The 16,067-nt window shown below is 38.0% G+C and carries 11 protein-coding genes; 8 read left to right on the forward strand and 3 right to left on the reverse strand.

Annotated features, from left to right (window positions below; translation table 11 throughout):
* The first annotated feature begins 1,051 nt into the window (after positions 1 to 1,051).
* The 8 genes from iscB to AC2JBO_RS33750 all read left to right on the forward strand — a co-directional run bounded on the left by iscB (position 1,052) and on the right by AC2JBO_RS33750 (position 12,573).
* A complete protein-coding gene (gene iscB / locus AC2JBO_RS33715; protein ID WP_496958000.1) occupies positions 1,052 to 2,359 on the forward strand; it encodes an RNA-guided endonuclease IscB in 1,308 nt (435 codons plus the stop codon).
* 988 nt (positions 2,360 to 3,347) lie between these two features.
* On the forward strand, positions 3,348 to 6,605 hold the full coding sequence (locus AC2JBO_RS33720) for a DUF5906 domain-containing protein (RefSeq protein ID WP_496958001.1): 3,258 nt from the start codon (positions 3,348 to 3,350) through the stop codon (positions 6,603 to 6,605).
* Between the two features lie 151 nt (positions 6,606 to 6,756).
* Positions 6,757 to 7,260, forward strand: coding sequence for a DUF4365 domain-containing protein (locus AC2JBO_RS33725; protein ID WP_496958002.1), 504 nt, complete (start codon positions 6,757 to 6,759; stop codon positions 7,258 to 7,260).
* Positions 7,257 to 7,805 (forward strand): hypothetical protein, encoded by a 549-nt coding sequence (locus AC2JBO_RS33730; protein ID WP_496958003.1) that lies wholly within the window; start codon positions 7,257 to 7,259, stop codon positions 7,803 to 7,805. The genes AC2JBO_RS33725 and AC2JBO_RS33730 overlap by 4 nt, the downstream gene beginning before the upstream one ends.
* An 811-nt stretch (positions 7,806 to 8,616) precedes the next feature.
* Positions 8,617 to 11,874, forward strand: coding sequence for a DUF5906 domain-containing protein (locus tag AC2JBO_RS33735; protein WP_496958004.1), 3,258 nt, complete (start codon positions 8,617 to 8,619; stop codon positions 11,872 to 11,874).
* Between the two features lie 16 nt (positions 11,875 to 11,890).
* Complete coding sequence (locus tag AC2JBO_RS33740) at positions 11,891 to 12,148, forward strand: primase-like DNA-binding domain-containing protein (protein WP_496958005.1); 258 nt, start codon at positions 11,891 to 11,893, stop codon at positions 12,146 to 12,148.
* Entirely contained in the window at positions 12,120 to 12,476 is a 357-nt protein-coding gene (locus tag AC2JBO_RS33745) for a hypothetical protein (RefSeq protein WP_496958006.1), read from the forward strand. The genes AC2JBO_RS33740 and AC2JBO_RS33745 overlap by 29 nt, the downstream gene beginning before the upstream one ends.
* Positions 12,436 to 12,573, forward strand: a complete 138-nt coding sequence (locus tag AC2JBO_RS33750) for a hypothetical protein (RefSeq protein ID WP_496958007.1) — start codon at positions 12,436 to 12,438, stop codon at positions 12,571 to 12,573. Before AC2JBO_RS33745 ends, AC2JBO_RS33750 begins: the two co-directional genes overlap by 41 nt.
* A 239-nt stretch (positions 12,574 to 12,812) precedes the next feature.
* Here AC2JBO_RS33750 and AC2JBO_RS33755 read toward each other — a convergent pair whose 3' ends face one another.
* The 3 genes from AC2JBO_RS33755 to AC2JBO_RS33765 all read right to left on the reverse strand — a co-directional run bounded on the left by AC2JBO_RS33755 (position 12,813) and on the right by AC2JBO_RS33765 (position 16,020).
* Positions 12,813 to 13,268 (reverse strand): hypothetical protein, encoded by a 456-nt coding sequence (locus AC2JBO_RS33755; RefSeq protein WP_496958008.1) that lies wholly within the window; start codon positions 13,266 to 13,268, stop codon positions 12,813 to 12,815.
* 15 nt (positions 13,269 to 13,283) lie between these two features.
* The gene (locus AC2JBO_RS33760; RefSeq protein WP_496958009.1) at positions 13,284 to 13,862 is read right to left on the reverse strand and encodes a hypothetical protein; all 579 of its coding nucleotides are present in this window, start codon (positions 13,860 to 13,862) and stop codon (positions 13,284 to 13,286) included.
* A gap of 166 nt (positions 13,863 to 14,028) precedes the next feature.
* Positions 14,029 to 16,020 carry a tetratricopeptide repeat protein gene (locus tag AC2JBO_RS33765; RefSeq protein ID WP_496958010.1) on the reverse strand — a complete coding sequence of 664 codons (1,992 nt, stop codon included), beginning with the start codon at positions 16,018 to 16,020 and terminating at the stop codon, positions 14,029 to 14,031.
* Between the last annotated feature and the right edge of the window lie 47 nt (positions 16,021 to 16,067).

Below are 16,067 nucleotides of genomic sequence, written 5' to 3' on the forward strand. Positions count from 1 at the left end.
ACAAGCCCTCACTGTTTGTCTTAATTGCGAATTGCGAACTGCGAATTGCGAATTGGAGGTGACATTGGGTATAGTATTTGTATTTATTCGCTATTATTTAAGTGTATAGCTGAGTATATTTATTGACTTATAGTTATCAAATAATAGCCAAAATATTTAATAGTTATCGCTTGAAAAGATTGACTATCTACCATGCTAATAATAATTTGATGTTAGATTTAAAGTCATATCACTGATAATTATCATAGTTCCACCACAAGGATAAATTGTAGCCAGATATTTACACCGTATTACTAGATAGTAATCTATACATAGAATGCAAAATAGCTTGTAAGACCAGTAGACCGTAGCATCCTTCTAGGTTTGAGGCAACACTAATAATCGTCAAGCAATTTTCGTTTTGCTTAACTCAAAGCTACATAGAACGCCAGGGTAAAAATAAGTATTTTTTTCTTTTCTCTAGCCAAATCGATACTTGAAGAAGTAGAATGCATATTGGCACTCTGGGAACACCGCACTATGAAGTTATGCGCTCGTTACCATGAAGTCTTGAAGTTTCCCAAGTGGAATATTGACACAAAAACAGGTAGTCAAAAAAATTTAACTACCTATGGAAAGTGATATTAAATTTTATACACGTTGTCAGATTGTTTACTTTTCTTAAAAAAAGGGGCTTGTGGGTATGCTATTAAGTGTTGCGATTGATAGTAGGATGAGGGATGGGCGCCACAGGCAGTCTAAAGTTAACGAACTCTTGAACGCGCGGCGGCGCCAAAGCTATCTTCGCATGGCGTGACGGGAAAACGTAGTTATTAGGAGTAATTCTAATAATTCCGGGTCATGTCCAGACTCAACGTAGAACTGTTCCTTCTGCGTTAGGGATAAAACCCTTTTAGTCCGCTTACAGGTCAGGACTCAATGAGGTTAGCCAGCCTCAAGCGTCGGTCAAGGATGAAAACGATTTTTCCCACTGTCGTCGAACCGAAAACTATCAAGAAGCCTGTAAGCAGTGTCGAGGCACACTTTACCCATATGGAGACTAGTCACAACAATGACTACTAATTTCATCTTTGTACTTGATAGTAATCAAAAATCATTAACAATGTGTACTGCCGGATTAGCAAGGAAACTCTTGGATAGTCAAAAAGCAGCACTATTTAAATGGTTTCCAGCAACAATCATTCTTAAAAAATCGGTAGATGAATTACCTCTACCTTATTTGGAATTACGCATTGATCCTGGTTCCAAATTTACTGGCATTGCTCTTGTAGAAATTGAAACAGAAACAATCATTTGGGCGATGGAATTAGAACATCGTGGATTGTCTATTTCTGAAAGTTTAACTTCAAGGTCAAATACTCGGAAAAAGAGACGAAACAGAAATACTAGATATCGTCCAATTCGACCAAACCACAAAAAACAACCGGGTTGGTTGCCTCCTAGTCTTCAACACCGAGTTGATACTACTATGACATGGGTAAAGCGTATTATTAAACTAGCACCGATAAAAAGTATTGCAGTCGAACGTGTCAAATTTGACATGCAGAAACTAGAAAACCCCTCTATAGAAGGTATTGAATATCAACAAGGTACTTTACAGGGATATACTTTACGGGAAGCACTGTTAGAACATTGGGGTAGAAAATGTGCTTACTGTGATGCTACTGATATACCTCTAGAAATTGAGCATATTCAACCAAAATCAAAGGGTGGATCAGACAGATTCAATAATTTAACATTGTCTTGTCACCAATGTAATCAAAATAAAAGTAATCAATCAATAGACGAATTTTTGAAAAATGACCCGGTTCGTTTAAACAACATCAAAAAGCACCAAAAACAAAGTCTTCGGAATGCTGCTGCGGTTAATTCGACCAGAAACAAATTATTTGAGTCATTGACACATAGAAATATTCCTGTTCATTACGGTTCAGGCGCCTATACTAAAATGATGCGTGTAAAATCAAACCTGCCCAAAACTCATTTTATTGATGCAGGATGTGTAAATGCGTCAAAATTGGTAACATTAAAAACTTTTCAGCCACTACGAGTAAAATGTAATGGACATGGAAATCGCCAATTTGTGACAATAGATAAACATGGTTTCCCTCGCAAAGATTATGCACCAAAACACGTTAGAAAAGATTGGAAAGCTGGTGATATCATAAAAGTTAAGAAAAAAAGTGGCTTTGTATTGGGACGTGTAAAGAAAGCGGCGAAAACATTAGCATTTATTCCATTTGGAGGCAAAGAAACAAGCTTTAGTCCCAAAAATACCAAACCTATTCATCGGTCTGACGGGTATCGGTATTCTTTTACTACTATTGACTCCGAGTTACTCCAAAAAATTGCCATCTAATAATACGGGAGCAAAAATGCTTTATATTTAAAAACAGTTATTAAAACTAAATAGATTACGAGGGCGGGTAAACTAAAAACCTCAAAGTTTGATACTCGTGGTGCCTATATTTATTTAACGTGTGTACCATCGATAGTTTAAAATGCAGCCAAATGTATCGGTACATGCATTACTATATAGCGATTGACGCATACAAATAAAATAGCTTGTAGTCAGGACAGACTATTTCACCTGTAAAGGTTTGGGAAATATCTTGTAATCGGCAACTGGCAAGAGTTTTTATTTAACTTGATAGTTACTCTATGAGCCGGAGCAGCACACAAGAGTTTTTTTTTGCTATCAAGTTGCAAAAATTACTTATTTGTAGAGTACAATCTCATATGATGCTATTTATGAAGAGTACCGCTCGCTCTCTACCATGAACTCATCACATAATTTAACTACGGAAATATTGATATAAGTAGGCAGTTACAGCACAAATGTAACTAGTCTAATTTGTAGTACTCAATTAGAATGGTTCAAAGCAAGAGTATTTATTTTCGTTAAGGGAAAAAGATGGTTTCAGCTATGGTGTTAAACGCACGTATTCGCTATAGAATGTTTTATGGTACACAAATCGATTTGCAGTCAAACAGCACAATTGTACTGTGGGGCCAAGCTATTCAGAGCTTATGAGCAAAAAAGCTTTACAGTAAAGGAGTAGCTATTTAATTTGAATAAATGGTCAGGCGGGTAAGAGACTAAGTTAAGAACAAGACCCAAAGATGTAGGAAGTCCAAAGTCAAGTTCTTTACCAAACACTCTCTCTAAACTCACGCCTTGTTACAACCATTTTACACTGAAAAGGTGAAAAGGTATGTGGCTAATTTTATATTGGTTATTTTTCTTGTCTGCTTGTTAGTACAGATGTTACCAAGTAAAGGCGCCGCTGTTGTAGCAAAGTGTGGGAACCCGCTCCAAAACTAACTTTTACTTTGGAGTAAAACAAATGAACGTGCAGCTACAAGACAGAATAAAAACCTTTGACATTCGGAACTTTGCGGAATTTCTTACCCCAGCTAAGGAAAAAAACCGCTATTACTGTCCTGTTTGTGAAGGTCATAACCTAGAAATTGACCCAGAAACAGGTGCATACAAATGCTGGAACCATTGCGAGTGTAAAGATATTCGACAAGCTGTAGCTCCGTGGGAGAAGCGTAAACCCGGTCAGGATAAGAATTACACACCACCACAGCGCATCCAGTTCAAACCTCAACATTCCAAATTTAAACCAGTACCTATCCCCCAAGATGCTTTCATAGTCAGGCTACCAGAAATACCAACAGATTCTCCACAACCACGAAAGCCAGAATTTATACCACTCAGGGTAAGAGATTCAGTAAAAAAAGCTCAAAAAAACGAAGCTTATTCAACACTAAAAGAAGATGCAGGTAATGGAGCAGTAGAGTATATACCCGTAAAAGTTTCATTAATAAATACCGTAACCCAACTTACTTATACTTACTCCGAGTCACAATCAGTACATCGTTTTGATTGGACTGACGCGAGTAAACCCAAGGGACGGGATAAAACTTTCATGCAGTGCCATAAAAAAGATGATGGCTCAATTGAATGGAAAAAAGGTGATGTGAGTTGGAGTGCATACAAATTAGAAGAAGCTATCGGCGCCGCAACCAATGCTCCAAATACACCAGCACTACTATGGCTTGAAGGTGAGAAGTGTGTAGAAATTGCGCGAAGTATTCGCATTGCTAGCAGTACATTCCAAGGTAGTAACTGGAAACCAGAAGAAATCAAACTCGCTCTAACTAAAAGTAAAGAATCATTAAACTCAGTTGTCATGGTTTTCTTACATGACCCAGATCAAACCGGGTTAAAGAAAGCCGAAACCTTTAAGCAGTGCTGCAACGAGTTAGGAATACCCTGCGTTCTAATTAACCCAGAAAAAATTTGTGATAGTTTACCACATGGCGCCGCAGATATTGAAGAAATCTTGGCACAAATGGACTCCGAAGAATTCATCCGGCGCCTAGAACAAGAAATTCACGCCGCAACTGAACGCGCAGAGTTTGAAAGAATCGTTTCTGATCCTTATGATTTATTTGATTCAATCCCCGACAGCTTTGAGCCAAACACAGAAATCACCCAAAAAGCGATGGAAATACTCTACGGTGATAGACGCTGGATTTGCGCTAACAACAAACTTTATAAATGGGGAACAGACCACTATATATATAGTCATGACGTAACCGAAAGAGCGCGGATTGCTAATTTTTGTAACAAGTACCCCGTCTCTGACAAGGGAGAAATTCGTTATCCCTACGCCAACCCTGCCGCAGTTCATAAAATTTTAGAGTGGGTCAAAATACGATTTGGTGTATTGCCCGAATTACTCAACCCCCCAGGAATTAACTGTACTAACGGTGTATTACAAATGGTTTGGGAAGACTCAGTTCCTAGCTGGAAACTTATCGACCACACACCAGACTTGTACTACACCTACAAACCAATTGCTAAATATGACCCAGACGCCGACTCAAAATACTGCGACCGTTTACTAGAAGCACTCGACCCAGCACAACTACAAATATTCTTGCGTACCATCGCTGCATCATTAGATATTCCCACGGTACGACAATATAAAGGACGCACTGTACGCGCGCTGCTACTCAAAGGTGATGGTAGCAACGGTAAAGATTCATTAAGAGAAGTAGTTAGTCTAATGTATGGGCGCCAGGGAATGACAGGTTGTACACTTACAGACTTTGCTGCCTACGATTCTGGACGTAAATTCTCACTATCAAAACTGATCAACTCGCGGGTAAACTGGGCATCAGAAAACGCCAACACAAAAAGACTAGACGCAATTCAAAGTCTGAAAGCATTTATTACAGGTGAAAATTTAGACTCCGAACGCAAAGGAATAGACGCAGAAGATTATCTTCCTGAAGGTATTGCAATCTTCAACGTCAACGACACACCAGATATAAATGGAACTCTAGAAGCAATTGCAACCAGATACGGAATACTGAGTTTCAATAAAACCTTCAAAATTGGCGCCGACCCAAGCAAGGGAGAAATAGAAGCAGACCCCCGGTTTAAATACGACCCAATATTTCTAGCAACAATGGTTGTACCAGCATTTTTAAATAAAGTGCTACAAGCATTAATAGACTTGATGCGCGAAGGTATTAATTACTCTTGTACGGAAGCTACACTAAGAGACATTCAGATCGAAAACTGTCACCTATTCCAATTTTCTTTAGACGTTGGTTTAAACTACAACCCCGACAGCACCAAAAGCGCAAGCGAGATTTGGGCACTACTAGAACAGTGGTATCAAGATAACGGTACACTCGACTACGAAGAAACCAAACAAGGAAAACTCAAAGCCATCTGGGTAGAGCAAGCCAAAAAGAGCGATAAAAACGTCAAAGCTGCAAATCAAGTAATACCAAGATTCTTACAGCTATTCCCCAAAGCCAAGAAAGTAACAATAGCTCACCCCAGTGGTAAAAAGACCATCCCAGCAATTCAAGGAATTGGATTTAACTTCTCGGCGCCACCAAACGGTAGTACATTCTCAACAAAGGATAGTAGCATCGCAACAAGCACACCCAGCACACCAATTCCATCTCAATCACCACCCCAAGAAACCCCGTCAAATCAAGACAGAAGCCCATCCCACCCCAATTGCTCAGATATGGATGAAAAAATAAACCAGTTCTTAGAAAACTGGACATACAACAATGTTTTTACTCCGAAGTTTTCATCAATACCTTTGGCGCCTAATAGAGACAATTTGGGGTGGGATGAGTGCAATGACCAACCAGCAAAGAATTCAGCAGTGCAAAATGGAGTGGAAACCAAGGTGCCAGCAACCCCTATTGCGGTGAAGCCACCCGTTATTGAGAAAAGTACGTCTTCAAAAATAGCTGAAGTCTGGAATAACCAAACCAAACTAGGTAACTTAGTTTTATCCTTATCAGAAGTTGAGTTAGGCGCCGCCGTTATTAACTACACGCCAAAGCAAATCAAACATATTAAAGATGCTGCTAACTCTGTATGGGCGCCGGGACTCAACCGCGACGCTGACTACTTAGGAGAACGAGTAGAAATCTTTGAAGCAGGCAGAGGACGAGAGATTAAAGTCAGAACCTCCACAGGCAGCTTCATAAAAGTTAAGCGCGGTAATCTCCGACCTTGGTTAGGCATTGACCCAGTAGAACCAATTGAAGGATTTTAGGAGGGCGCCGCATCTATTAAATAGTTACTACCTCAAATTTTTAAATTTGCGCGAGTAGTATTCATGCACCCTTCAAAACTTGATCTGCAATTAAAACAGTATCTGGAAGGTAAAATTATGACTTGCACTTTCATGACGTTAACTTTAATAAATGGACATAAATATACAGAAGGAAGAATTTAGTTATGCATATATATACGCCGTTGTCTCAGCAGCAGGATATTCATGCCAAATTGCATCTAGACCCTTAGACATTGGTGGTATTGACATAATTATTTCAGGTGTAGAAACAGAAGACTCGCTTTACCCACCACGACTTGAGGTACAAGTAAAATCAACATCAACTTCAGTCTTAAGTCCTGACTCAATTAGATACCCGCTCAAACTTAAAAACTATAACGAGTTGAGAAAGCAAAAAACACTTGTACCTAAAATTTTGGTTGTAGTATTAATTCCCGATGACCAATCTGAGTGGTTAAAACAATCGGAAGACGAGCTTTGTCTACGTCGCTGTGGATATTGGTTATCATTAAGAGGATTGCCAGAGACAACAAATGCAGATAGTGTAACTGTATACTTGCCTCGACAGCAGACGTTTACAGCAGGCGCCGTTAAAAATATTATGCAGCAAATAGAAACAAGAGGTACTTTATGAAAGCAATTATTTCTGATATTGAAATATTACAAAATCTAGAACCCGATAAAGTAGCAGCTTACCTGCATCAAAAAGGATGGATAGAAAAAAATAATGTACCCAACCAAGTATCAACATGGATTAGAGATACATTCGCATCGGATAAAATTAAAATTTATTTACCCTTAGACCCAGAATTTGAAGACTATCCCCGTCGAATGTCCGAAATTATGGAAATTTTAGAGAAAGTTGAAAATCGTTCTCAATTAGAAATATTGAGTGATTTAATAACAAATGTTAGTAACATTACGCTTCAAGGAATGGTAATACAAATTCAAGCACCCAACAGCAGTAAATTGAGCGGAGAAATAACAATATATGGTGTAGTAATCGATAAACTACAAAAAATAAAAACTGAGTTAAACGATATACATTATATACTTGCTATTAAAGCCTATCAAGAGCGCTTACCCATTGTCTGTACTGGTGATTTAATAAAAGACTACGATATCTTTATATTGAAAAATATTCGTAATTTTGCAGTGGACGAACTGGGAGCAAAGTAAAAGTAAGGCTACCCAGTTTGAATATCTAGCAATTAGTAAATATTAGTAAACTTTTGTTCTTCTTGTCGATACTCATTTATGAGTTCTATAACTTTTTCTGCTATTTTTTTGCACTCTTCATTTTTAGTTTTCAGTTCTTCTTCCAATTTATGAATATTTTCTTGTCTTACCAGTGATTCCGCTTTCCATATGTATTAAAAATATAAATTCAATTATCAAATAAATTTTTATTATCATTACGCATCATAACAAAACAGTAAAAAAGCCGTCACAGAACTAATAGTCTCTTCCTGGAACAACCAAACCAAGCTAGGTAACTTAATAATCCTTATGCAATAACACTTTTAAGCGATTACCCCAAAACTTTTGTTAAGGGAAAAGATGCTTTGGGGTATGATGTTAAACTTCCGTGTTCGCTGTAGAATGTTTTATGGTACACAAATCGATTTGCAGTCAAACAGCACAATTGTACTGTGGCGCCAAGCTATTCAAAGCTTATGAGCAAAAAAGCTTTACAGTAAAGGAGTAGCTATTTAATTGAATAAATGGTCAGGCGGGTAAGAGGCTAAGTTAAGAACAAGACCCAACGATGTAGGAAGTCCGAAAGTCAAGTTCTTCTCTGAAAAGCTCTCCAATAACACGCCTTGTTACAACCATTTTACACCGAAAAGGTGAAAAGGTATGTGGCTGATTTTATATTGGTTATTTTTCTTGTATTTTCTTAGTACAGATGTTACCAAGTAAAGGCGCCGTGTTGTAGCAAAGCGTGGAAACCCGCTCCAAAGTTAACTTTCACATTGGAGTAGAACAGATGAACGTGCAGCTACAAGACAGAATAAAAACCTTTGACATTCGGAATTTTGCAGAACATATAACCCCAGCTAAGGAAAAAAATCGCTATTACTGTCCTGTTTGCTCTGGTCATAATCTAGAAATTGACCCAGAAACAGGTGCATACAAATGCTGGAACCATTGCGAGTGTAAAGATATTCGACAAGCTGTAGCTCCGTGGGAGAAGCGTAAACCCGGTCAGGATAAGAATTACACACCACCACAGCGCATCCAGTTCAAACCTCAACATTCCAAATTTAAACCAGTACCTATCCCCCAAGATGCTTTCATAGTCAGGCTACCAGAAATACCAACAGATTCTCCACAACCACGAAAGCCAGAATTTATACCACTCAGGGTAAGAGATTCAGTAAAAAAAGCTCAAAAAAACGAAGCTTATTCAACACTAAAAGAAGATGCAGGTAATGGAGCAGTAGAGTATATACCCGTAAAAGTTTCATTAATAAATACCGTAACCCAACTTACTTATACTTACTCCGAGTCACAATCAGTACATCGTTTTGATTGGACTGACGCGAGTAAACCCAAGGGACGGGATAAAACTTTCATGCAGTGCCATAAAAAAGATGATGGCTCAATTGAATGGAAAAAAGGTGATGTGAGTTGGAGTGCATACAAATTAGAAGAAGCTATCGGCGCCGCAACCAATGCTCCAAATACACCAGCACTACTATGGCTTGAAGGTGAGAAGTGTGTAGAAATTGCGCGAAGTATTCGCATTGCTAGCAGTACATTCCAAGGTAGTAACTGGAAACCAGAAGAAATCAAACTCGCTCTAACTAAAAGTAAAGAATCATTAAACTCAGTTGTCATGGTTTTCTTACATGACCCAGATCAAACCGGGTTAAAGAAAGCCGAAACCTTTAAGCAGTGCTGCAACGAGTTAGGAATACCCTGCGTTCTAATTAACCCAGAAAAAATTTGTGATAGTTTACCACATGGCGCCGCAGATATTGAAGAAATCTTGGCACAAATGGACTCCGAAGAATTCATCCGGCGCCTAGAACAAGAAATTCACGCCGCAACTGAACGCGCAGAGTTTGAAAGAATCGTTTCTGATCCTTATGATTTATTTGATTCAATCCCCGACAGCTTTGAGCCAAACACAGAAATCACCCAAAAAGCGATGGAAATACTCTACGGTGATAGACGCTGGATTTGCGCTAACAACAAACTTTATAAATGGGGAACAGACCACTATATATATAGTCATGACGTAACCGAAAGAGCGCGGATTGCTAATTTTTGTAACAAGTACCCCGTCTCTGACAAGGGAGAAATTCGTTATCCCTACGCCAACCCTGCCGCAGTTCATAAAATTTTAGAGTGGGTCAAAATACGATTTGGTGTATTGCCCGAATTACTCAACCCCCCAGGAATTAACTGTACTAACGGTGTATTACAAATGGTTTGGGAAGACTCAGTTCCTAGCTGGAAACTTATCGACCACACACCAGACTTGTACTACACCTACAAACCAATTGCTAAATATGACCCAGACGCCGACTCAAAATACTGCGACCGTTTACTAGAAGCACTCGACCCAGCACAACTACAAATATTCTTGCGTACCATCGCTGCATCATTAGATATTCCCACGGTACGACAATATAAAGGACGCACTGTACGCGCGCTGCTACTCAAAGGTGATGGTAGCAACGGTAAAGATTCATTAAGAGAAGTAGTTAGTCTAATGTATGGGCGCCAGGGAATGACAGGTTGTACACTTACAGACTTTGCTGCCTACGATTCTGGACGTAAATTCTCACTATCAAAACTGATCAACTCGCGGGTAAACTGGGCATCAGAAAACGCCAACACAAAAAGACTAGACGCAATTCAAAGTCTGAAAGCATTTATTACAGGTGAAAATTTAGACTCCGAACGCAAAGGAATAGACGCAGAAGATTATCTTCCTGAAGGTATTGCAATCTTCAACGTCAACGACACACCAGATATAAATGGAACTCTAGAAGCAATTGCAACCAGATACGGAATACTGAGTTTCAATAAAACCTTCAAAATTGGCGCCGACCCAAGCAAGGGAGAAATAGAAGCAGACCCCCGGTTTAAATACGACCCAATATTTCTAGCAACAATGGTTGTACCAGCATTTTTAAATAAAGTGCTACAAGCATTAATAGACTTGATGCGCGAAGGTATTAATTACTCTTGTACGGAAGCTACACTAAGAGACATTCAGATCGAAAACTGTCACCTATTCCAATTTTCTTTAGACGTTGGTTTAAACTACAACCCCGACAGCACCAAAAGCGCAAGCGAGATTTGGGCACTACTAGAACAGTGGTATCAAGATAACGGTACACTCGACTACGAAGAAACCAAACAAGGAAAACTCAAAGCCATCTGGGTAGAGCAAGCCAAAAAGAGCGATAAAAACGTCAAAGCTGCAAATCAAGTAATACCAAGATTCTTACAGCTATTCCCCAAAGCCAAGAAAGTAACAATAGCTCACCCCAGTGGTAAAAAGACCATCCCAGCAATTCAAGGAATTGGATTTAACTTCTCGGCGCCACCAAACGGTAGTACATTCTCAACAAAGGATAGTAGCATCGCAACAAGCACACCCAGCACACCAATTCCATCTCAATCACCACCCCAAGAAACCCCGTCAAATCAAGACAGAAGCCCATCCCACCCCAATTGCTCAGATATGGATGAAAAAATAAACCAGTTCTTAGAAAACTGGACATACAACAATGTTTTTACTCCGAAGTTTTCATCAATACCTTTGGCGCCTAATAGAGACAATTTGGGGTGGGATGAGTGCAATGACCAACCAGCAAAGAATTCAGCAGTGCAAAATGGAGTGGAAACCAAGGTGCCAGCAACCCCTATTGCGGTGAAGCCACCCGTTATTGAGAAAAGTACGTCTTCAAAAATAGCTGAAGTCTGGAATAACCAAACCAAACTAGGTAACTTAGTTTTATCCTTATCAGAAGTTGAGTTAGGCGCCGCCGTTATTAACTACACGCCAAAGCAAATCAAACATATTAAAGATGCTGCTAACTCTGTATGGGCGCCGGGACTCAACCGCGACGCTGACTACTTAGGAGAACGAGTAGAAATCTTTGAAGCAGGCAGAGGACGAGAGATTAAAGTCAGAACCTCCACAGGCAGCTTCATAAAAGTTAAGCGCGGTAATCTCCGACCTTGGTTAGGCATTAATACTACTGAACCAATTGAAGGATTTTAGCGGGGTAGCCTTATTCATGGAAGAAATGTTACTACCTGCAACACCAGAAAAATATGTAATGTTAGGTGGCAAGGGTGACGACATCAACACCTTATATGGCGCCTACATGCAAATGTGTGAAGAAAACAACTCAAAATCACTCTTTACCAAAAACAACTTCCGAGGACATCTCAAACGAATTATGCCGCGAAGTAGGATGGACAAATGTCCGCTCTCGCTCTTCCAGGGCAATGGTTGGCGGATATATGGAGTGCAGCGCGCGGGACGATATTGAAGAGGCGCCTCGTATCAGCGAATGGCTAGGAGAGTGTAGGCAGTGTAGACTCAGTGCAGACAAGAGTGTAGACCCCAAACCCTTACCTAGTAAGGAGAGTGTAGGGTGTGTAGACCAAAACGCCCATAAACCAACTTTTGAACACACCCAACCATCGTTACTCTCAAAAATGCTCGCAGTATGGGACAACCCTTACCAACTCGGAAAAATCGTACTAAAAGCATCATCATCCGAACTACAAACTGCCGTCCTTTACTGCACCCCTGAGCAAATAGCCCATATCAAAAATGCTGCTTTCCTCCGTTTGGCGCCCAGGTTTAAACCGTGACGCAAACTACAACGGGGAACGTGTGGAAATCTGGGAAGCTGAAAACCAAAAGCGAGAAGTAACTGTTCGTACTAAATCCGGCGCCGTTGGCTCTTAATCAAACGCGGAATCTTCGTCGGATTTTACCCAACACAGCTACCGCTTATTTTATTAGGACTTACACAACCAACACATCCCTAACGTAGGGTGTGTGACGCCATTGAAAAAATTTGAGCGTAGTGATAAGACTTGTAGCGTCACGCACCGACAAATCAATGTGACAATATCGTAAGTCCTGTTTATATTCCAATGCGTCTACTAAAGCCTTAATAGATGAACTTTTCGCATCTATCTATGTTATAAACGTTTTGTATCATCAATAACCCACGCTTCATTTTTGGTGTTCCATAATAGCCATAGACGCAAATTTTGAGACACTCTTCTTCCTGACTTCATAAAGTATTGCAATTGTATATCAATTTGAGCAGCTTCATTAGATTTTGATACCGGATTAACTTGATTAATCTCTACCCGTTCAACTGTTTCCCACCACTTTAGATAAGAGTTATAACCATTTGGCATAACTGATTTTTTAGCTTGGAATCTAGAAGAAAGACGGTTCCATGCTGATAAATACTCTTGGTTATTAATAGCCAAGTAATAATTTTCAACAAATTGCTCTGGTGAGGATACTGATGATGTATTTGATGTATTTGAACTATTTGCAGTTGAATTTGATATTTGTGTTGATGGACGAAATGATTGTGATGTACACCAAGCAAGAGTTAATATTACAAATACAGCAGATACCATACTTTTCCAAGCATCTTAGTCATTTATAGATTCTTGATATTTATTCTGCGATTTTACGAGGCACGCTTCATGCTTGCAAACTTCTTCAAATTCTTTACATAATTGTTCAAGAATATCATTCTTGACTAATATATCTTTTCTATCAGTATTTTTATATTTAGTAATTAATGCTCCTAATTCTCCTGTATCTTCCATTAATTCTGCTTTTTCAGAAAAATCATCATATAATTTTAAATTTTGTAAATTAAATTTATCTTTATAAGGCTCTAAAGCTTCAAGAGCAAGTCGAAAATCTTTACAAAAAACAACAGCCTCTTGATAGTGTTTACTCTGGTTAAAACAACGAGTTATTTGATAACATATTCCTACTAATACAAGAGTTGCGCCAATCTGAATCTCTATATAACCAGCTGATGATTCAAAGGCATCTTTTTTTGACAGCATAAGAGCCATATTAAGAGATTCCAAAGATTTTTTATATTCATCAAGGGCTTCATTATACTTTTCTTTGCTTACGTAATAATCACCTTTGTCAGATGAGATTGAAACTTTATCCCAGTATTGTTTAAACATTTTTTCTGTAAAATTTGTCATTTTATTACTCCATTTTGATTATTTTTTTTAAGGAATTAGTTAATAATGTATTTAGAAGGATATTTTTCAAGTCGCAAAAGGTCTAATTTTATGTTTTCAGCTTGGTTTAACTACAACGAAAATCAAATTTTTAGCGATACTTATAACCATCACTAGATAAGGTTATTTATTTATTTTTGTTATATCCCTGCAGTTTAATTGTACTCTCTATTTGAGAGGTGACAAAGGCAATCTTGTTCAGAATTTCAGGATGTTCAGGATTAAGTTTTTTAACTTGATTAAAGCACTCTAATGCTTCTTGATATCTTTTAATCTCTGAGGAAAAATCGCCTGTTATATAAGCTTGATAATTATTTTTAGTTTCAGATAATATCATGTTACATAAAATATCTCCTTTATTAAATAAAGCTTGTTCATTATAATCATCAAGTTTAATTGCTTTGTTATAAGACTCTAGTGCTTCATCTAACCTGTTTAGTTCCAAGAGTAATACTCCTCGAAGATTCCAAGCAAATGCTCCTCCTTCAGTATTCCAAGCATCTGAATGATAAATATCATCATTTTCTACAGCATCGTTCATACAGAAAAGAGCATCTTTTATAATTGCTTCTCGATTATTTATATCTTGCCCTAATTCTTCTACAGATTTGGTTACCAAAAAATAAATATCCATATCTCCACCTCGGATTTCTATTACTTTTCTGCAAGATATTATCACTTCAGCATATTGTTTTAATGAATACATATGACGTGCGCGTTTATCCCATACTTTAGCAGAATTTGGCTGAAGTTGTATTGCTTCATCAAAACAGCGAAACAACTCTGAAACCCTTTTTAAGCCCTTTAAGCATTCACATTTATTCAGCAGATTTATTATATATTCTCCTGCTATATCATCCGTACCAACTTCAAGAGCTTTATTACAGCATTTTAGTGCTTCTTCGTACTCTTTTAATTCTACTAAGCATAAACCTTTTGAACCCCAAGCAATAAAATCATCATGGCAACCAATTTCAAGAACTTTATCAAAGCAAGGTAGTGCTTCTTTGTAACATTCAATAAAAACAAGACATCTTCCCTTTAAAAACCAATATGAAGCATCATTAGGGTTATATTTAATTGCTTCATTTACACATGTAATGGCATCATCATATTTTTCTAAAGCATAAAAAGCTCCTGCTTGATTATGCCACATTTCATCTGCATCTGGTTTAATTTCAATAGCTTTTTTACATACCGAAATAGATTCTTCATAACAATCCATGTAAAAAAGACACCTTGCCTTTATTAACCAAGACGAAATCTTACTAAAATTATATTTAATAGCTTCATTCGCACATGTAATAGCATCATTGTATTTTTCTAAATTCAAGAATGTTGCTGCTTGATAAAACCAAGGGTCAGCATCATCTGGTTTAATTTTATTGGCTATTTTTAATGATAAAATTGCTTTTTCATAGTTATTTGTTCTGTAAAGACTTCTACCATAATATAACCAGTAGTTAAAATTGTTGCCATCAATTTGAGTTGCTTTATATAAAGAATTAACTGCTTTGTCGCATTTATCAATTTCATATAATATTTGACCATGTTTGTACCAAGCTTCAGCTAAGTTTGGTTGCTGATTAAGCAATTGCTCGTAAATATTTATTGCTTCTTCAAATTTGCCTGTATCGTACAAACTATTTGCTTGATTCAATAGTGTTATTGTTGCTTTTTGTTGCTGAGAAAGCAAGAAATCTCGTTTTTTAATTACCTCAGTATTCTTAGGCTCTAAATCCAGAACTGTATTGTAGCAATTTAATGCCAATTCCAAGTTAGTAGCACATAATAAATTACCTTTATTAATCAAGGCATCGATATTTTTAGGGTCTATTTTTAGTGCTTTATCATAAGATTTAATAGCTTCTTCATTTCTGTTGATTTTGGCAAGTAAATTTCCTCGATAGTACCAAACATCAGGAGAACCACTACTCAGTGTAAGAGCTTTATCTATACACAGAACAGCTTCTTGGTCGAGTTGTAAAGCTGAGAGTGTATACCCTTTTTTTAGCCAAGCTGAGTAGCTGTTTACATCTTGTTTTATAGCTTGCTCATAAGATTCAACAGCTTTAGCCAAGTTTCCAGCACGTCGTTCTTTATGGCTAGAACGTGCCAAAACGGGAAAATTGTACGCTAAGGAATTTTATAAAGTCTTGAAACCCT

It is taken from the genome of Calothrix sp. CBUCES-K 9914, from assembly GCF_059640475.1.

Excerpts from the sequence above, each read along its gene's own strand:
- AC2JBO_RS33725 (WP_496958002.1), top strand. The coding sequence starts at position 6,757 with ATGGACATAAATATACAGAAGGAAGAATTTAGTTATGCATATATATAC.
- AC2JBO_RS33730 (WP_496958003.1), top strand. The coding sequence starts at position 7,257 with ATGAAAGCAATTATTTCTGATATTGAAATATTACAAAATCTAGAACCC.
- AC2JBO_RS33755 (WP_496958008.1), bottom strand. The coding sequence starts at position 13,268 with ATGGTATCTGCTGTATTTGTAATATTAACTCTTGCTTGGTGTACATCA.
- AC2JBO_RS33760 (WP_496958009.1), bottom strand. The coding sequence starts at position 13,862 with ATGACAAATTTTACAGAAAAAATGTTTAAACAATACTGGGATAAAGTT.
- AC2JBO_RS33735 (WP_496958004.1), top strand. The coding sequence starts at position 8,617 with ATGAACGTGCAGCTACAAGACAGAATAAAAACCTTTGACATTCGGAAT.
- AC2JBO_RS33720 (WP_496958001.1), top strand. The coding sequence starts at position 3,348 with ATGAACGTGCAGCTACAAGACAGAATAAAAACCTTTGACATTCGGAAC.
- AC2JBO_RS33750 (WP_496958007.1), top strand. The coding sequence starts at position 12,436 with ATGCTGCTTTCCTCCGTTTGGCGCCCAGGTTTAAACCGTGACGCAAAC.
- AC2JBO_RS33740 (WP_496958005.1), top strand. The coding sequence starts at position 11,891 with ATGGAAGAAATGTTACTACCTGCAACACCAGAAAAATATGTAATGTTA.
- iscB (WP_496958000.1), top strand. The coding sequence starts at position 1,052 with ATGACTACTAATTTCATCTTTGTACTTGATAGTAATCAAAAATCATTA.
- AC2JBO_RS33745 (WP_496958006.1), top strand. The coding sequence starts at position 12,120 with ATGGAGTGCAGCGCGCGGGACGATATTGAAGAGGCGCCTCGTATCAGC.